Source organism: Gimesia benthica, from assembly GCF_009720525.1.
Taxonomy (GTDB): domain Bacteria; phylum Planctomycetota; class Planctomycetia; order Planctomycetales; family Planctomycetaceae; genus Gimesia; species Gimesia benthica.
The window spans coordinates 5,278,587-5,295,466 of the sequence record NZ_CP043930.1 but is presented as its reverse complement, the minus strand read 5'-3'; the positions used below and the strand labels follow the sequence as shown (position 1 = coordinate 5,295,466).

At 55.4% G+C, this 16,880-nt stretch carries 18 protein-coding genes; 7 read left to right on the top strand and 11 right to left on the bottom strand.

Going from position 1 to position 16,880, the window contains the following annotated elements:
* Positions 1–50: 50 nt before the first annotated feature.
* Entirely contained in the window at positions 51–599 is a 549-nt protein-coding gene (fae, locus tag F1728_RS20600; protein WP_145190482.1) for a formaldehyde-activating enzyme, read from the top strand.
* Positions 600–680: 81 nt separating this feature from the next.
* Here the strand turns inward: fae and F1728_RS20595 are convergent, their stop codons facing one another.
* The 4 genes from F1728_RS20595 to F1728_RS20580 all read right to left on the bottom strand — a co-directional run bounded on the left by F1728_RS20595 (position 681) and on the right by F1728_RS20580 (position 5,527).
* Complete coding sequence (locus F1728_RS20595) at positions 681–2,123, bottom strand: neutral/alkaline non-lysosomal ceramidase N-terminal domain-containing protein (protein ID WP_155365652.1); 1,443 nt, start codon at positions 2,121–2,123, stop codon at positions 681–683.
* Between the two features lie 28 nt (positions 2,124–2,151).
* Entirely contained in the window at positions 2,152–2,457 is a 306-nt protein-coding gene (locus F1728_RS20590) for a Dabb family protein (RefSeq protein ID WP_155365651.1), read from the bottom strand.
* 116 nt (positions 2,458–2,573) lie between these two features.
* Positions 2,574–3,932: a DUF1501 domain-containing protein gene (locus F1728_RS20585; RefSeq protein WP_155365650.1), complete on the bottom strand. Its 1,359-nt coding sequence runs from the start codon at positions 3,930–3,932 to the stop codon at positions 2,574–2,576.
* A 725-nt stretch (positions 3,933–4,657) separates the two neighbouring features.
* Entirely contained in the window at positions 4,658–5,527 is an 870-nt protein-coding gene (locus tag F1728_RS20580) for an aminoglycoside phosphotransferase family protein (protein WP_155365649.1), read from the bottom strand.
* A 284-nt stretch (positions 5,528–5,811) separates the two neighbouring features.
* Here F1728_RS20580 and F1728_RS20575 point away from each other — a divergent pair, with 284 nt between their 5' ends.
* From F1728_RS20575 to F1728_RS20560, 4 genes are all read left to right on the top strand, one after another.
* Positions 5,812–6,303 carry a MarR family winged helix-turn-helix transcriptional regulator gene (locus F1728_RS20575; protein ID WP_155365648.1) on the top strand — a complete coding sequence of 164 codons (492 nt, stop codon included), beginning with the start codon at positions 5,812–5,814 and terminating at the stop codon, positions 6,301–6,303.
* A 25-nt stretch (positions 6,304–6,328) separates the two neighbouring features.
* Positions 6,329–6,799, top strand: coding sequence for a VOC family protein (locus F1728_RS20570; RefSeq protein WP_194242459.1), 471 nt, complete (start codon positions 6,329–6,331; stop codon positions 6,797–6,799).
* 45 nt (positions 6,800–6,844) lie between these two features.
* Positions 6,845–7,519: an ankyrin repeat domain-containing protein gene (locus tag F1728_RS20565; RefSeq protein WP_155365646.1), complete on the top strand. Its 675-nt coding sequence runs from the start codon at positions 6,845–6,847 to the stop codon at positions 7,517–7,519.
* A gap of 76 nt (positions 7,520–7,595) precedes the next feature.
* Positions 7,596–7,919 carry a DUF6959 family protein gene (locus tag F1728_RS20560; RefSeq protein ID WP_155365645.1) on the top strand — a complete coding sequence of 108 codons (324 nt, stop codon included), beginning with the start codon at positions 7,596–7,598 and terminating at the stop codon, positions 7,917–7,919.
* A 1,237-nt stretch (positions 7,920–9,156) separates the two neighbouring features.
* On the opposite strand, the gene F1728_RS20555 is transcribed toward F1728_RS20560, so the two are convergent.
* From F1728_RS20555 to F1728_RS20545, 3 genes are read right to left on the bottom strand one after another with little or no spacing between them, the layout of a single operon-like run.
* Entirely contained in the window at positions 9,157–10,161 is a 1,005-nt protein-coding gene (locus F1728_RS20555; RefSeq protein ID WP_155365644.1) for a D-2-hydroxyacid dehydrogenase, read from the bottom strand.
* Between the two features lie 15 nt (positions 10,162–10,176).
* Positions 10,177–10,977, bottom strand: coding sequence for a biotin--[acetyl-CoA-carboxylase] ligase (locus F1728_RS20550; RefSeq protein WP_155365643.1), 801 nt, complete (start codon positions 10,975–10,977; stop codon positions 10,177–10,179).
* A 33-nt stretch (positions 10,978–11,010) separates the two neighbouring features.
* Entirely contained in the window at positions 11,011–11,382 is a 372-nt protein-coding gene (locus tag F1728_RS20545; RefSeq protein WP_155365642.1) for an STAS domain-containing protein, read from the bottom strand.
* Positions 11,383–11,912: 530 nt separating this feature from the next.
* Here F1728_RS20545 and F1728_RS20540 point away from each other — a divergent pair.
* Together F1728_RS20540 and F1728_RS20535 are read left to right on the top strand one after the other, a co-directional pair.
* Positions 11,913–12,503 (top strand): DUF2062 domain-containing protein, encoded by a 591-nt coding sequence (locus F1728_RS20540; protein ID WP_149337422.1) that lies wholly within the window; start codon positions 11,913–11,915, stop codon positions 12,501–12,503.
* A gap of 84 nt (positions 12,504–12,587) precedes the next feature.
* On the top strand, positions 12,588–13,550 hold the full coding sequence (locus F1728_RS20535) for a carbohydrate kinase family protein (RefSeq protein WP_155365641.1): 963 nt from the start codon (positions 12,588–12,590) through the stop codon (positions 13,548–13,550).
* A gap of 32 nt (positions 13,551–13,582) precedes the next feature.
* On the opposite strand, the gene F1728_RS20530 is transcribed toward F1728_RS20535, so the two are convergent.
* From F1728_RS20530 to F1728_RS20515, 4 genes are all read right to left on the bottom strand, one after another.
* Positions 13,583–14,272, bottom strand: coding sequence for an SGNH/GDSL hydrolase family protein (locus F1728_RS20530; protein ID WP_155365640.1), 690 nt, complete (start codon positions 14,270–14,272; stop codon positions 13,583–13,585).
* A 78-nt stretch (positions 14,273–14,350) separates the two neighbouring features.
* The gene (folP, locus tag F1728_RS20525) at positions 14,351–15,136 is read right to left on the bottom strand and encodes a dihydropteroate synthase (protein WP_155365639.1); all 786 of its coding nucleotides are present in this window, start codon (positions 15,134–15,136) and stop codon (positions 14,351–14,353) included.
* 595 nt (positions 15,137–15,731) lie between these two features.
* Entirely contained in the window at positions 15,732–16,079 is a 348-nt protein-coding gene (locus tag F1728_RS20520; protein ID WP_155365638.1) for a hypothetical protein, read from the bottom strand.
* 266 nt (positions 16,080–16,345) lie between these two features.
* Positions 16,346–16,714, bottom strand: a complete 369-nt coding sequence (locus F1728_RS20515) for a hypothetical protein (protein WP_155365637.1) — start codon at positions 16,712–16,714, stop codon at positions 16,346–16,348.
* Between the last annotated feature and the right edge of the window lie 166 nt (positions 16,715–16,880).

Genomic DNA, 16,880 nt, shown 5'->3' with positions numbered 1-16,880 from the left:
AGGGTGATGTTTCAATTACCGATTCAGTTCAACCAGCAGGGAGTGTCAGTATGAGTGATCGAATTGTAATGCGTACGGGGGAATGTCTGATCGCCGGTGGTCCGCCGTTTACGGCTGCGGAACCGGAAGTCGTGATTGGTGAGCTGGATGGCCCTGTAGGGACGGCGATTGCCACGCTGACCGGCGGGCAGTCTGCGGGTCACTCGAAGGTGTTCGCGATTCTGAATACGGACATCCAGGTCAGGCCGGTCACGCTGATGGTGAGCAAGGTGACGGTCAAAAGCAGTGCCTACACGAATATTCTGATGGGAACCGTGCAGGCGGCGATTGCCAATGGTGTGCTGGATGCGGTGCGGGCCGGTGATCTGCCGAAAGAGAAAGCGAACGACCTGGGCATAATCTGTTCGGTCTGGCTGAATCCGGGTGCCGCGACCGATGAAAACCTGGATCACAAGGCGCTGTTCGAGATTCATCGCAAAGCCACCGCACAGGCGATTCACAAAGCGATGCACAACGAACCCTCGATCGACTGGCTGCTGGAACACCAGGACGAGATCACGCACAAGTATTACCAGAAGGGGCTGGACGGGACGCTGTAAGCGGGGCCACCCTGCTGGTCGTTAACCGGAGCAATTTATTTTCTGAGCGGCATGGCCAGCGCCGTGCCGCTCAGTTTTTTTCTACTTCTTGAACTGTGCGTTGATGGACTTGAGGGTTTCTTCGGTGAGGACCTGGCCGCCGGCGGGGCCGACGAGGTTACTCTCGATGATGGCACTGTAGCTGCCGCCGCGGACGGCTCTTTCATTCGGTACGTAGGAGCCGGGGCCGCAGAGCTGGATGACGAAGGTCTGCAGAGCCGGACTGCGGGACTTCATCTGGGTGCCGAAATCGGTGAAGAGTTCGAAGTCGTTTGTGGCGATGGCGATGTCACCCAGGCGGAGGGTGTGCAGTTCCATCGAATAGGGGCGGGAGGTGCCGGCCTGCTGTTCGTCGTAGCGATCGAGGACGCGCTGTTTCCAGTTTTTGATCCAGACCTTGGAGGGATCGTCAGCGTAGGCCTTGATCTCTTTGGTGATCCGCTCGTGGTCTGCTTCACTGACGGTCTGCAGCGGGAGTTCGATGGTGCGGACTTCGTGCTTGAGCAGTGCGTCGGCGTGTTTTTCCTGCACGGCACCGGCATAGGCTTCTTCCCAGCCGGCGACGATCCGCCGCGAGAGTTCTTCGAGCAGTGTCAGGTTGCGGAGCTGCATCATGCGGGCCTCGGCGGCTTTGCGGTACATGGGACGGGGCACCTGATCTCCGGCGGCACCGGCCCAGCCGAGCACGGTGAGCTGGTCGCCGTATTTTTTCTTGAGGGCTTCGCGAACCGGGTGCCAGAAGTCGGCATTGACGGTGCTGCGTCCTTCGACGGCCTGGGCCGGGCAGGCGATGTTGACAGCGGTCGCGATGAGTTCGTCTTTGTCATTCCAGAAGCAGAGGACTTCCATGGTGTGATCTTCGTAGCCTTCGATGCCGCGAAAATCTTTGGCGCTGGTACTGCCGTACATTTTGGCCCAGCCTCCCTCATACAGGGCCCGGCGGTTCTGAGCGATGACCGCGTGCCCGAGTCCCCAGCCGACCTGGCCCGGCTGCCGTTCGTTCCAGGCCTTCTGAATGGCGTCGGCAATTTTCTGAGCAGCGAACTCGACGAATTCAGCAGGCTGAGTGACGCCGGTCTTGGGAAGGGTGTAGCGACCTTCGATCATCGTGGGCGCGGTGTGCGTGTGAGTGGCATTCATGATGACCTTCTGCAGCGAGAGGCCGGGCAGCTGGTCTTTGAGTTTTTCGCGGACTTTTTCGTGAATGCCTCCCCGGATGCAGACCAGGTCGCAGGAGACGAAGACGACGTGCTCCAGCGATTTGTCTCCGTCGCGGGATTCCAGTACGAGGACGTTCGCAGTGACCGGGCTTTCGACTGTTTTCGCAATGCGGGTCCGCATCTGTCCCGTGAGTGAGACCGGCAGCCTGGGGGTGATGTCGGTCGACGTGGCGCCCACATAGAGTTGGGCGGCGTCTGCAGTGGAGGCTGCGAACAGGCAGAGCATTGTCAGACAGGCGAAACGGACAAGCGGGCGTGAGTACATGCGAAAACTCCTCGATGGATGGCGGGGTTTAGTGGGCGACGGTGTCCAGGGATTCGAAGTCGGCTTCCTGAAAGTCTTCGACGGTGGTCAGCCAGTGTTCCTGAATAAAATCCTGGTGCGCCTGATGGTTGCTGTAGAAATCGTATTCTTCCTGCGTGGCGAACTTCATACTGATGCCGAAGGTATGGTCGTTCTTGGGGCTGGTCTGGCGGCGGATGGTGAAATCTTTGACGCCAGGGATGGCAGCCAGATCGGCGGCAGCGGCGAGGAAGGTCTGCTCTGCTGCAGAACCGGGGGCAGACTTGAGACGAAAGGTTACGGTATGTTCAATCACGGATGATCCTCATGGTAGTCAGCTTGCTTGAATATCATTATTCCCTCCAGGGGACACGATTGCATGTTATGTCAGGCGGAGGAAAAAATCCAACGAGGGAGAACTGCTGTTGCGGTTCAGGCAAGCAGATCGTGAATGATGCGGGCTTCGGGAACGACGGTATGCGGGCGGTTGAGCGTGTCGTAAAGGAGATGCTGATGATCGACGCCGAGCAGTTGATAGATGGTCGCGACGATATCACCCGGGGTGACCGGGCTGTGTCGGGGCGTGGCTCCCTGATGATCGGAAGCGCCGTAGACGAAGCCGGGCTTGATGCCTCCGCCGGCGAGCAGGATGGAATAGCAGGAGTTCCAGTGATCACGGCCGGCGTTGTTGTTGATTTTGGGAGTGCGACCAAAGTCGCCGAGGATTGCGACGAGCGTGCGTTCCAGGCGACCGCTTTGTGCGAGGTCTTCCAGCAGGCTGCTGCAGGCGGCGTCGAGCTGGGGCAGCAGCGTGGTTTTGAGGCTGCGGAAGTTCTGGCCGTGCGTGTCCCAGGTGGCATTCGCATGCGGCGCCCAGGACATGGTGACCACACGGGTGTCGGCTTCGATAAGGCGGCGGGCGAGGAGAACGCTCTGACCGTAGATATTCCGCCCGTAGCGTTCGCGGACGCTGTCCGGTTCGGTATCAAGTTTGAACGCGCGTTGCGCCCGGTTGGAGGTAAGCAGGTCAAAGGCCTGCTGTTGAAAGTCGTCGAGTGAATCGAGCGTCTGGTTGGACTGTGCTTCCAGCCCGTGATTGAGGGAAGTGAGCAGACCGCGGCGGGCCTGCATGCGTTCCTGGGCAAGCCCTGCCGGCAGTGAGAGATTGCGGACGTGAAACTGCGGTGCGTTAGGATCGTCGAGTACCCAGAACGGATCGTAGGTGGCCCCCATGAAGCCGGCCAGAAACCCGGGCTGCAATGGGCCGGCGGCACCCTCTTTGGTTTTGTAGGGTAAGGTGATGTAGGGGAGTGTGCCGGGACGGGTCGGACGTAACTTGGCGAGGACGGCCCCCGGGGCGGGATGGTCGTCGGGCTTCGCACCGCCCCCCTGTTCGCCGCGGTCGTGTCCGGTGAGGGCTGCATAAACGGCGGCAGCGTGCGAATTGTTGACACTGTGATTCATGGACCGGATGAGGGTCGTACGATGCATCTGTTGCGCCAGGCGGGGGAGGTGTTCACAGACATCGACGCCGGCCAGGGAACTGGCAATGGGGTCGAACTCGCCGCGGATCTCGATGGGGCCGGCAGGCTTCATATCCCACATGTCGAGATGACTGGGACCGCCGTTCAAAAAGATGATGATGCAGGCATCAGCTTTAGGAGCGGGACCGGTGACCGGCTTGTCTGCAGCGGCCAGCAGTTGGGGCAGGGAGAGCCCGACGGCGCCCAGACCTCCCACGCGTAAAAGTTCGCGACGCGACCAGCGATTGACCGACAGACGTTCCTGCATCGTCTTGCTCCTGTGATGGATTTGAGAGATCACATTTTAACAAGAGGGAGAGCGGGAGGTCCAGCGCGGTCTACGGAGAGGATCGCGAAACTGACTGGTTTTTTGCTACCATGAAAGGCACTCAAGACACGAAAAAGTTCAGAGTCGGGATTCCACAGCGAATCGAAAACTGTTTCCTGAACTTGTAGTTAATGACCGCTTGCTTAGAGTGAGAAAAGTGATCGCAGCCTGATGAATCGCCCCTGTTCCATTGCATAAACCTTCCAATCAGTGGGCTTGTCGTCCAGTCCTGTCTGCTGGCGATATTGAATCGTAGAATACAAGGTCACTGGCCAACCATGTCTGACCATTCGATGCTCAACTCTGTGATATGAGGATTAATGGAATAACGTGAACCGACGGCTGTAATCCCGAATGACTTGAGTGACATAGTGATTCCCCTTTGGGCAGATGGTCTGCTTCGAATGCAGGACGTTCGAGACCTCGTGGCCCGTCTTTTGTATAGCCTGCGATTTTTCTGTGTGACTTTGATGAGAACAAAACTGCACGAGCTGTGCCAAAACGGGAGGAAACACAAAAGAGGCCAACAAAGCGGGATTGTGGCACATCAGGGGGGCGACGAAGGACTGGAGGGTGCTGCCTGTACAGGCGAACTGACGGCTGAGCAACCAGGCTGAGTGATCACCGTGCAGGGAAATCAACCGGTAGGGGAGAACATGCGCTGCTCAGGCGTCGGCCAGTACGCGTCGGAGAGTAGCGTGACCGAGGGAGACGTGGCGGCGTTCGCCACTATCGAGCAGAACCAGGCCCAGCAGCAGTGCCCAGCCGAGTGCACGCTGAATCAGGCAAGGCTCAGCGTCATAGATATCAAGGAATGCGGTTCTGCTGGCGGGGGTTTCCAGTAAGAGCCAGGTGCACGCCAGATCGGTCGCGGGATCGCCGGCTGAAACGTCCCCCCAGTCGATCAGGCCGACCAGAGCACCATCGCGAACAATCACGTTGCGGGGATGCAAGTCGCCGTGAATCCAGACCATCTGGTCAGCGGGGGGCGTCTCACAACAGGCACGCCAGATGTCTTTCAGGCGCGTGACATCGACGTCGGTACGTTCGCGATGCCGATGCAGTCGTTCTTCGACTCCTTCACTGCGTGACTGCAGTGGAACGCCACGATAGGGGTTCTGCGGTGCCCCGTCTTCAGCCGGCTGATGCAGTCTACAAAGGGTTTCCGCCAACAGGCGAATGTCTCTGTCAGGGAAGTGGTGTTTCTCAGAGGTCTGCCCGGGAACCCACTTCACCACGCTCCAGGTCCAGGGAAAACGGGGACCGGAAGAACCGATGTGGATGTGGAGAGGCAATTCCAGAGAGAGCCGATCTGCAATTTTTGGCAGACAGCGCTGCTCATTTTGCAGAAATTGAACCGCGGCAGCACGGCGGGGCAAACGGACCGCGTGATGTTCGCCGATGCGAAAGATGAAGTTGTCCCAGCCTTCATCGACCAGAAACAGTGGCTGATTCGCCAGTGCAGGATAATCGACCAGCAACAGTTGGCGAACCAGGGGGAGGTCAACCTGTATTTCAGCCCGGGGATGGTTCAAGTGGAGTTCCTCAGTTACCTAATTGGATCGTTAAATTTTCATAATAGGACAGTTTCATTGAACTTAAGCAGATTGCGTTCCAATTCCGGACAAAAATCAGACTTTAAGACCGAACAGTCCGAAATAGTACCATCAGCCGAACGGGTGTGAAGCCCAGTCTGCCATTAATCAGTCATTCCCTCAAGTATCTTCACGTAAAGATACTTGACCTAAAGCTATATTAATTCTATGCTTCTCGTACGATAAATTCATTCCTCATGCGAGCGCGGAGTCATCATAAATTTATGGCACAGGATTTGATCGACGTCTTAATCAGACAGTGGAAGACAGAACGCCCGGACCTCAATGTTGAACCCATGGGGGTTGTCGGTCGTGTTTTGCGACTGGCGACACGGCTGGAGCGACGGGTAAGTGAAACGCTGAAGCCGTATGGTCTGACCGTGGGAGGCTTTGACATTCTGGCCACGCTCCGCAGAGCGGGAGATCCGCAGGGTTTGACGCCCACGGAACTGATGGAGGCGGTGATGCTCTCCTCGGGAGCGATGACGAACCGGATTGACCGTCTGGAGGAACAGGGGCTCGTCGAACGTCGGCCTTCCCCCAATGACCGCCGTTCGCTGCAGGTACTGCTGACTGCAGAGGGGCGCAAGGTAGTCGATAAAGCGGTCGCAGACCGACTGGATGAAGCAGAAGATGCGTTGTGCGGGCTCAAAGCAGAAGAGCGGGACCAACTGGCGGATCTGTTGCGGGCGATGCTGCAGGGTCTGAATGATTGAAAGTCGCTGTTCAGGGAGAACTGATATGCATACGTGTGAAAAACGATTAGGCGAACTGGTCCTGCGAACTGAAAACCGGGAAGCATTGGTTGCCTTTTACCGAGAAGTCATTGGACTGGAACTGTTTGCCAACTTTGACGGAGGCACCTTCCTGAAAATCGCAGACGACTTCGACGGGCATCCCCAGCTGCTGGCGATCTTTGATCAGACCTGGGAGTTCAGCGGACCGCAGGAGATCGAAGTGGGTATGGCCCGGGCCCGGACAGGGACGCTGCATCACTTCGCTTTCGCGATGGAGCTGGAAGTATTCGAACAAGAGAAAGCGCGACTGGAAGCGCTGGAGATTGAGATAATGCTGACGGATCATCGCCAGTTCGGCTGGCACTCGATCTATCTCTACGATCCGGACGGGAACTCGGTGGAACTGGTCTGTTATGACGAAGCGATCCTGGACGCTGCTGCGAACCAGCGGGTGCGGGAGAGTGTCGAGGGGTAAGGGACTTTTTTACCTACCACGAAAGACACGAAAAGCACGAAAGTGATGCTACTCGGAACTGTACTTGAAACAGTAACGCACATTGATTACTGGAGGGAAGACTCTGTGAAGATTCCTTTGCTGGACGATGGGCGGGTCGATATTGAGGCGCTACGGGATCAGGTTGACTGGAACAATCTTTCTGCATTTGAGTCAATGCTAGTTACTTTACTTGACTACAATTGGGAAAGACTTTACGGAGAAATCAAAGAACATCCTGAACTTGCTAAGCTGGCATGGGAAGATGACAGAACTCTGTTGGGAATTGCCGCTCATGATGGTCAATTTGAAATAGTAAAACTTTTAGTGGAGTCAGGTGCAGACATAAACCACTTGTGTAGATGTTATACCCCTATTTATGGTGCAGTATGTAGTGGAAATCCTGAAATCGTACGCTACCTGATTCAAAGAGGAGTAACAAAAAGTCTTAACTATAAATGCGAGTGGAAAGAGAATACACCACTACAAAGAGCCGCCTACGAAGGATTAATAGAAATAGCGAGACTTCTGATAGAAGCAGGCGCTGATATCAATTCTATCGATAGTAAAGGAAGAACTCCGCTTGACCTGGCGGCCCTGAGAAGGCGTATAGAGGTTGTGCTACTTCTCGTTCAACACCATGCGAGACATCAACAGCCTGAAACTACAGAATATATTGAAGAACTCAGGCTTGATGAATGAAAAGTACTACCACGAAAAGCACGAAATTTCTGAAAAGATTGCGTGGTTCAATTCTTAATTTCAGGTGGAATCTCTCATGTATCAAGCAGACGTGGAAATTTATGCGGATACTTCGAACTACGCTGTGATGCGGCATCCGGGGCGGGAAAATCCTGGTTCACTGATCCAGGGGGATTCACTGTCGATTCTGTGTCATGCGGCTGATGCGGTGCGGCGGGAACTGGATCGGGGCGATCTGGAAGAAGCACTCGGTGAACTGGAATACCTCAGAGAGCTGTTGTGGGGCAGGCTGCAACATTACCAGGCCGTGCTGGAGGACCATGACCTCGCGCTGCCAATGGGAAAGAGACTGGAACCTGATCCGCCGCTGGAAGAAGATGAGGATGATGACGCTGAGTGATCTTTTTGCTACCACGAAAAGCACGAAAGACACGAAAGTGGTAGGAAGCTGTGGTCGCGGGAACGAATTCTGGTACGATTGTCTGGCTCACGCTTTGAGAGAAACAGGCGACTCTGTTTTCGATTGAACGAGTGAGCTGCGACTTCCTGCTCGCTGCGCTCGGCCCGAATTGCATTCGGGCCCACCCCGGTGCTGTGAGTGGAATAGCGATCCCTACTGATTTTGGGATCTGCGTCTTCCTTTTTACCGGCGGCTAGCGCCTTGCCGCTCACGGTGGGTGAGTGTGATGGGGCATTGGACGAGCACAGTTGGACAAGCCAACTGTGGCACCCGGCGCTGTGACCTCCTGTTGCCTGCGGCAATCTCGGATTGCACCCGAGACCACCCGGCGGGTTGTTCATTCAACACTGCGCGCGATCATTGCTTTTCACTGGTGTTGGATCAGCACTGGGGTGTTGGATCAGCACTGGTTTTATTTTCTCTGTCCTCGCTGGTGCCGATGCGTAGGATTTCTCTTTGTGCTATTTGCGGATCGCATTGCCTGTGGCCGTGTCGCGTTTCGTAATTGGCACGGTTCATACCTAAGTCGTTTCAACCGGGGCTAACGCCCTGCGGCTCATTTTCTTTTCTGCTGTTGAAGTCCTGAAAACAAGAGTAACAGCATACCTTCGGCCACGGTGGATACGTACTTAGCTAACGCTGTCGACCTCATGAGTACGTAGAAAACTATTTAATAAACGCTACCTGGCGCCTTATCGCTCAGGGGGAATTGTTAATGGATGTCCATTGGAAGTTGTTTCGAGTGGAAGGTCGCTCGGCGGGCAGACACACAGGCTCTGCCCCTACATCCTGTTTTGATCATGGGTCTGATTCTGTCGAAAGGCACCGGGAGGTCAAGACAGAATTTTGTCCCGATGTGGCCGGATTTTGTCCTGGTGTGGCCTGGATTTTGTCCCTGTCTGACCGGAGTCTGTCCTGGTCTGCCCTGAACAAGATGTGGGGAACATTTCGCATGCGTTCTGATTGCCCCCGTGAAAACCTGGTGAAAAGCGGTGCGGATTCAGGTGTCGCTGCGTCAGTGGTGCTTCGTGTTCCGGTGCACGCTGAGCTGCCTCGCGCGCGAGCCAGAAGAGAAGAGCATACGCTTCGGCGGACGTCGATCAAGGGCAGTTTCTTCAGCAGTCAGCAGGAGCACTGCCTGAAAGCACAGGGAGGTTCACTTTGCAGTCGAATTCGTTCAGAACCAGAGCCGTTTGTTGGCCAGAGTGATGAAGGGCTGGCCGTTGATGAAACAGCGGATGTTCTCCAGCAGGGTTTCCAGGTGCCTTTCGGGGACACGCGTCGAAGCGGCGGCGATGTGCGGGGTGATGATGACGTTCTCCATCTGCCAGAGCGGATGGTCTGCGGGCAGGGGTTCGACTTCAAAAACATCCAGACCGGCGCCGGCGATGTCGCCTTTCTGCAGTGCGATGGTCAGGTCCTGCAGATCGACGATCGCGCCGCGGCCGATGTTGATCAGGTAGCCGGAGTTTTTCATCTGCTGGAACTGGGGCGTGCGGAACAGTTTTTCGGTCTGGGGTGTATGCGGCGCTGCGATGACGACGAAGTCGCTGATGGTGAGCAGGTCTTTGAGTCGATCGAGGTCCCAGACTTCATCGACGGCGCCGGGAACCTCACGAATGAGGGGATCGATGGCGCAGACCCGCATGCCGAAGGCAGCAGCGCGGTGGCAGACTTCGGAACCAATCGAGCCGGCACCGACCACACCGAGGGTGCAGTCCGAGAGGTGCATGTGGCTGCGGTCGACTTCGCTGACCTGTCCCGGTCCGGTGACGAAGTCGGGTTTTCCCGCAGTGCCGCCGATGGGTTGCCAGACCGAATGGGACTGTTGACGAATGTAGCGATGCAGGTTGCGGGCGAAGCAGAGCACGAAGCCGAGCACATGATCGGCGATGACATCGTAGAACAGGCCGCGCATGTTTGTGAGCTGGCAAGGGTGGTCGGCCAGTTCGGGAAAAATGTAGTGTTCCAGGCTGGCAGTGGGGGACTGCACCCATTCCAGTTTTTCAGCCGCGGCCAGCAGTTCGGGAGTGATCTTGCCGAAGAAGGCGTGGGCGTCTCTGATTTCGGTCAGAGCTTCATCCAGATTCTGAGCGTTGACGACTTCCAGTGCGTTCGAAATGCTCTCGAGACGGGTGAGTCGTCTGGCGTCGATGGCGGGATAGATGAGAAGTTTTTTCATGGCGGGGGCGATTCTTTAAAAGTGTTCGATGGTGCCGCTGATAATGCGTTCGCGGCCGGTCTCGGTCTGCAGGATCAGATAACCTTCGTCGTCGATTTCGAGGCAGGTGCCTTCCCGGACTTCGCGTCCGGTGTTGATGCGAATGTCCCGGCCGGTGAGCAGGCAGTATTGTCGCCAGGCGGGCATGAGATCGCCGTGGTCACCCGCGACATCGTAGAGCCGGTTTTCGATAGCGTTGATGAGATCGATCAGCGTGGAGGAGAGCGGGAACTTCTGTCCGGTCGTTTCGTAGAGCGAGGTACCTCGCGACTGCAGTTCGGCTTCAGCGGAGAGGAACGAGTTATTGAGATTGACGCCCACGCCTATGACCACGAGGCCGGGCTGACTGGCGGAGGTTTCGACCAGAATGCCACAGACCTTTTTGCCTGCGAGGAAGACATCGTTAGGCCATTTCAGCTGGAGCCGATGTGCGGGGGCCTGCTTCTCGAGTGTTTCACAAACGGCCAGGCCGGTCGCCAAAGCAATCAGGGGCTGCTGCTGGAGCGGGATGCCGAGCTGGTTGGCGTCGACGACGAGGGAGAATGTGAGTCCTCCTTCCGTGGACCACCAGGCATTATTGCCTCGACCACGGCCAGCGGTCTGATTGCCGGTGAGGACGAGTGCGGGCAGGCTGGTATCGCGTGCGGCCGGGGAGGTTGTGCAGTGGGTATTCAGGGCCCAGGAATTGGTGGAAGCGAGGCTCTCGAAATAATCGAGGTGTTCGATGAACGTTTCCGTTCGAACAGCTTTCAGATCCTCGGCAGTGAACGGCAGCATTCCCAACTCATTTCCAGACAAGAAATCGAACAATTACGCAGAGGGAGTGACAGCGGCGATCGCTTCGTCCCGGGTATCGAACAGCGGCCAGAGGCTGCCGATTTTGATGCACTTGAGAATATTCTGCATGTTCTCGCAGGCATTACAGAAGACGGCCTGACCGCCGGTCTGCCGGGCCCGTTGCAGGAGGCGGATCAGCGAGCCGATGATAATCGAATCGAGATAGTCGACGCGGGAGAGGTCAATGATGACATTTTTGATCTCGGGGGCGTCAAAGAGCCTGAGTACCTTGTTGGCTTCGACCTGAACGTTGCTGTACTGGAACTGCAGGGTCGATCCGAGGGGAGTGACTACCAGATTAGGGCCTGCCAGTTCAACATCAAAGATTTCCAGATTTTCTACCATCAGCGGGTTTCCGTTGTGCACTGTATTCAGGAGATCCTGAAGGAGACAATATGAATCAGAAATGAAAATGATCAATAAAGATAGCGCTTAACTCACTTTCATACCCATTTCCGGAGCGGAATTCAAATCTACGCTGATTTTCATCTGGTGTGATTGAGGAGTTGTGTCGTAGTCAATGCTGATGATTGTTCACCTGAATTCCGATGCTGTGGCCCGGTCACGACTTAGGGACGATCTTCCGCCGGGGTGCGAATTGGGGCGTTAATTTGAGTTGCCTAATTTGAAAAACCTTAACTAAAATACATAAACGTTAACCCGAAAGGGTCGTTGTCCCACCCCCAGAAGTGAGAGAACTTACAAGCGTCTTGATTCGGATAGCCGAATTGAACGGTATGACCGGCCTAAGTTGAAGGTTTCATAAACCTGCGGAATTTTGCCAGAACTGTGCCGATATACTAATCCAAATGACCGTAAAAGTTCTCTGAACAAGATTTTAGATCACGCGACCTCAAGCAGCCTGTTGAAATTCTATGTCATCTGCCAAACCAGCCTGGACCCTGAACCCGCGAGTGCTCTTGCGCTCGATCCTCATGCTGGATGACAGTGCCCACTCGATTGCCCTGGGGACCGCGATCGGGATGTTTATCGCGTTGACGCCGACGGTGGGCATTCAGATGCTGATGGTGGTCTGTGTCGCATTTCTGACGCGTCCGCTGTTCCGGTTCAACCAGGTCGCGTCGCTGATTACCGTCTACATTTCGAATCCGCTGACCATCGTGCCGATCTACTGGTTTGACTATAAAGTGGGTACGTTGTTCGTAGGCGGTTCGCTGACGCAGAAGGACTTCGCCCGGATCCTGGAGTTCGAGGGATTCAGCGGCTGGTGGGAAACGGTGAAGCAGCTGCTGCTGGAAGTCGGGTCTCCGTTGATTATCGGCTCGCTGGTGGTCGGCACGTTCTTCGGCCTGATTACCTACCCCATCATGCTGCGACTGCTGAAACACCTGCGTCGTTCCAAATCGACCGACGGCCCTGAAGACGCAGCCGAACAGAGTGTGCGTCCCGCCCAGCCGATCGACTCGGAACAGAGCATGAAATCTGTGCATCTGCATTCCAGTTAGGTGTTGATCTCCTGATCCCCTTCCGCATAATAAGCAACACATCCTGATTTCACAGATTTCGAAGCGCTTTAGAAGGACATCCTCATGTCGTCTCCCAGGTATGACTGTTTATGTGCGGGGATCATCGTCGCAGACCATGTGTGCAAGGCCATCGACCATATGCCGCGTCCGGGCGAGCTGGTACTGACGGACGAAATGAGCCTGACGATTGGCGGCTGTGCATCGAACGTTGCCGCGGACCTGGCACGTCTGGATCGCCGGGCCGCGATCGCCGGGATTGTGGGGCAGGATGTTTTCGGACAGTATGTGGAAGAGAGCCTGGCTGCTTCGGGCGTGCACTGCGAGTACATCATGAAATCGGATACGCTGCCGACCAGCGGTTCGTTCGTGATTAATGTGCAGGGTGAGGATCGCCGGTTTATTCATTCGGTTGCTGCGAACTCTCTGTTTACCGGCGAGACAGTCACGGAGGAGCAGATTCGCTCCTGTCGCATCCTGTACCTGGGAGGTTACTGCCTGTCGGAAGAGCTTTCGCCCGAGAATGTCGCCCGCATGTTCGAGGTGGCCCGGGCAGCGGGAGTGATTACGGTGCTGGATGTGGTGACGCCGAAGGCTGCGGATTACTGGTCAATGCTGAAGCCGGTTCTGCCGTTAAGCGATTATTTCCTGCCTAATAATGATGAGGGGGAACTGATCACGGGAGAGACAGACCCGCTGAAACAGGCCGAGGCGTTCCGGGAAGCGGGAGCGAATTCGGTGATCATCACCTGTGGCGGCCAGGGGAGTCTGCTGCTGGATGCTGAGCGTTTGCTACGTTCAGAGATTTATCCGGTCGACCTGGTGGATGGGACAGGGAGCGGAGACGCGTTTGTCGCCGGTTTCATTCATGGTCTTCTGGAAGAGGCGAGCCCGGAAGACTGCCTGCGTTATGGATCGGCGCTGGGGCACAGCTGTGTGCGTGCCACCGGCGCGACCGCGGGCATCTTCACACGCAGCGAGCTGAACCAGTTCGTGGCGGCGCATGAGCTGCGTGTGGAAACCCTGTAACCAATTCAACTTAGCAATGATCGGGAATGCGATCAGTTCTGGGGGAAATAGGGTTCGACTGCTTTCTTCCAGATGAGGTAGCCTGCGTGTTCCATATGCAGGCCATCCTTTTTGAAGAGCTCGGGACGGGGTTTGCCGTCTTCGCCCAGCATCGGATCCCAGACATCGGCGAACGCCAGATAGTCGTGTTTTTCACACTGTTTTTTGATCAGCTTGTTGGCTTCCTGAATGGTGCCGGCCAGTTTCCAGCGACTGAGACTGGGTTTGACGGCGATGAAGACAATGCGGGTCTCGGGCAGGGCGTTATGGACGACGGAGACGAACTGCTTGAAGTCGCCGGCGACCTCTTTCGCGGTGCGACCACGGGCGAGGTCATTGTCACCAGCGTAGAGGAAGATAACTTTGGGCTTGTGTTTGAGAATGATCCGATCGGCGAAGTGTGTGGAGTCAACGATTTCAGATCCGCCGAAGCCACGATTGATGACAGGAAGGTCAGGGAAGTACTTCTTCAGATCCCACATGCGGATGCTGGAAGAACCGACAAACAGGATACCGTCTTCCTGAATACCTTGTGCCTTATCCTGTTTTTCAAACTGGGCGATGGACTTTTCCCAGCGGTCGAAATTGTGAGCAGGCTGATCCGCAGCCCGGGCGACGGTCCAAAACGCCAGCATTGCGCAGAGGGAGAGAATCAGTGTCCGCGTACCAAGTGTGATCTTCATGCTGTGTATTTCCTTGAAACAGGGCTGCCTGTGGAGCCGTATTAGTTAGTAAGATGGTTGAGTTTCAGTATTGTATAATCAGGTGACGCGGCTGGTGACTGCTTTCCAGGCCGAGATTGCATCGCGGTTGGCTTCGACGTCGTGCAGGCGAATGATTTCGACAGCCTGACTGGCCAGGGCAATGGAGACGCCGACCGTTCCCGCGAGACGTTCTTCCACATCGCGGCCCAGCAGCTTCGACAGGAAGCGTTTGCGGGAATGACCGATGAGTATCGGATAACCCAGATCCTGGAAATCGCGAATGTGGGAGAGAATCTGCAGGTTGTGTTCGGCGGTTTTCCCGAATCCAATGCCCGGGTCGAGGACGATTCTGCCGGGTTCGATTCCCGCCGAGAGCAGTTCCTGTAAGCGTTCCTGGAACCAGTTTTTCAGATCGACGATGACATCGTCATAGGTCGGGTTGTCCTGCATGGTCTGGGGAGTTCCCTGGATGTGCATGCAGATCACTCCCGCGCCGGTTTCTGCAGCCAGGGGGATCATCTCCGGATCAAAGGTGAGGCCCGAGATATCGTTGATGATCGCAGCGCCGGCTGCGAGCGACTGTCGGGCGACTTCCGCTTTGGTAGTGTCGACGGAAATCGGGACGTCGGTCTGGTTCGCGAGCTGTTCAACGACCGGAACCACGCGGCGGAGTTCTTCTTCCAGGGGAACGGGATCAGAGCCAGGACGGGTCGATTCGCCACCAATGTCTAAAATATCCGCGCCCTGCTCGATGAGACGTAAGCCCTTCTTGACGGCTGCGTCCCGATCCGTAACCTCTCCTCCATCCGAAAAACTGTCGGGGGTGACGTTGAGAATGCCCATCAACAAAGGCCGCTCAGCGAATGAAATGGTTTGGGACCCACAGTACCACAGCCGTGGCTGATCTGATGGTGAGGACGAAGATTCTGAGGCAGATGACGGCACTGAACAATCCGTGAATTCTGAGGTAGTTTATTTGAAGCAGCTCAGGGAGCCAGATCTGGTTTTACTTTGACTGCGAGAGGGTTGCAAGCAAATAAACCTAAAGAGTCAATGAGCGCAACAGAGCGTTTTTTTTGCGCAGCTTTCCCAAATATCTGCAGGAATTCAGCTGGTCGCTTTATTTTTGACCTAGGATAGAGTGAGAGCCGACAGGTCTGGTCGGATTTATCGTGTTCAAACACGTGAAAACCAGTTCTAAAACTGTTAAAATGCGATACTTGAGGGAATAAAGGATTTTTAGAGAAACTTTATTTTTCGTGTTCGCTTTACTTTGACATCGTAATTCGTTCTGGTATTGTAATCAACGTATTTGCCGTAACCGGCAAATCTTACCAAACCAGAAAAACAGACCTGTTTTCCCTAGGTGCGTAGACTTAGGGACATCGCTGGGGGATGAAGGTAGTGACTTATCTTCCGGCGAAGTGGAACCACTTTCTTAAGAATCTGAGGAGTACACCATGATTCGAAAAACTGTCACACTTTCTTTGATCGCTGCAATGACACTGTTCGTTGCAACCTTCAGCGTATCAGATGCAGAAGCATTTGGTTTCCGTAACCGTTGCTGCAAACCAGAGCGCGTAAAATGCTGCAAGCCCGTTCGTGAACGTTGCTGCAAGCCCAAACGCGTTCGCTGCTGCAAGCCAGAACGCGTTCGTTGCTGCAAACCAGCACGTGTACGTTGCTGCAAGCCAGTTCGCACCACCTGCTGCAAGCCAGCACCAGTTTGCACACCTGCACCAACCTGCTGTGCACCAGCTCCTAAATGCTGTGCACCAGCTCCCAAGTGCGCTTCTCCCTGCAACAGCTGTGAAGGAGCTGCTCCAGCTCACTCAGCTCCCAAGAAGGTAGAAGAAGCACCAGCTCCTCCAAAGAAAGCTCCTGCTCCTGCTCCTAAAAAAGCATAATGAGCTAGAGTCTTCTCTGACTGCTGACATGATTTAAGATTGTCACAGCCAGGAGCAACGACGAAATCTACGGCCCCATTGTCTTGCACAATTGGGGCCGTTTTTCGTTCCAGCGGGGGAGAGAATTACAGTCCGTGGCAGCCTCTCAGGCGGAGCGGGCCAGTTCCTGCTCTTCAGGAGGAGCGTCTTCCTCTGTCGCCTGCAATTGTGCCTGCAGGTCTTGCAGCTGCCCTTCCAGACGGGGCAGCATATTCTCACCAGTACGGGTGACTTTATAAAAAACCCCGGAGTCGCGCCCAGAAAGCTGAAATTTCAGCAGGTCGAAGGCGATCAGTTTTCCATGAATGCGGGGGAGGCGTTCGGTAACGACGCCGTCAACTTCATTTTGGCGTACGATCCAGCCATCAAATTCGGGATCCCGCTCTTTGGTCTCACGTCGCAGGACGCTGTAATGCTTGAGCACGAGACTCCATTCGGGATTTTCCAGCATCTGTTCCAGTTCGAAATCTATCATGTTGAACTTATCGACTGGGCCGAATAATCACTGTCAATGATTTTCCGGAGTCGACACGACCGACATAACAGGACCACTGTCTGCCCTGTTCAGCAGGAAAATCCGGAAATTTCCCTCAAGACATCGCCACTCTTTGCGCGAAAGAACAGGGCGGATCTTCTGCAGT

Bases quoted from the DNA above. Each gene is read 5' to 3' on its own strand.
- F1728_RS20585 (WP_155365650.1), bottom strand. From the start codon at position 3,932: ATGCAGGAACGTCTGTCGGTCAATCGCTGGTCGCGTCGCGAACTTTTA.
- F1728_RS20535 (WP_155365641.1), top strand. From the start codon at position 12,588: ATGTCGTCTCCCAGGTATGACTGTTTATGTGCGGGGATCATCGTCGCA.
- F1728_RS20550 (WP_155365643.1), bottom strand. From the start codon at position 10,977: ATGCTGCCGTTCACTGCCGAGGATCTGAAAGCTGTTCGAACGGAAACG.
- F1728_RS20570 (WP_194242459.1), top strand. From the start codon at position 6,329: ATGCATACGTGTGAAAAACGATTAGGCGAACTGGTCCTGCGAACTGAA.
- F1728_RS20545 (WP_155365642.1), bottom strand. From the start codon at position 11,382: ATGGTAGAAAATCTGGAAATCTTTGATGTTGAACTGGCAGGCCCTAAT.
- F1728_RS20530 (WP_155365640.1), bottom strand. From the start codon at position 14,272: ATGAAGATCACACTTGGTACGCGGACACTGATTCTCTCCCTCTGCGCA.
- F1728_RS20555 (WP_155365644.1), bottom strand. From the start codon at position 10,161: ATGAAAAAACTTCTCATCTATCCCGCCATCGACGCCAGACGACTCACC.
- fae (WP_145190482.1), top strand. From the start codon at position 51: ATGAGTGATCGAATTGTAATGCGTACGGGGGAATGTCTGATCGCCGGT.
- folP (WP_155365639.1), bottom strand. From the start codon at position 15,136: ATGGGCATTCTCAACGTCACCCCCGACAGTTTTTCGGATGGAGGAGAG.
- F1728_RS20540 (WP_149337422.1), top strand. From the start codon at position 11,913: ATGTCATCTGCCAAACCAGCCTGGACCCTGAACCCGCGAGTGCTCTTG.
- F1728_RS20595 (WP_155365652.1), bottom strand. From the start codon at position 2,123: ATGTACTCACGCCCGCTTGTCCGTTTCGCCTGTCTGACAATGCTCTGC.
- F1728_RS20560 (WP_155365645.1), top strand. From the start codon at position 7,596: ATGTATCAAGCAGACGTGGAAATTTATGCGGATACTTCGAACTACGCT.
- F1728_RS20575 (WP_155365648.1), top strand. From the start codon at position 5,812: ATGGCACAGGATTTGATCGACGTCTTAATCAGACAGTGGAAGACAGAA.
- F1728_RS20565 (WP_155365646.1), top strand. From the start codon at position 6,845: ATGCTACTCGGAACTGTACTTGAAACAGTAACGCACATTGATTACTGG.
- F1728_RS20515 (WP_155365637.1), bottom strand. From the start codon at position 16,714: ATGATAGATTTCGAACTGGAACAGATGCTGGAAAATCCCGAATGGAGT.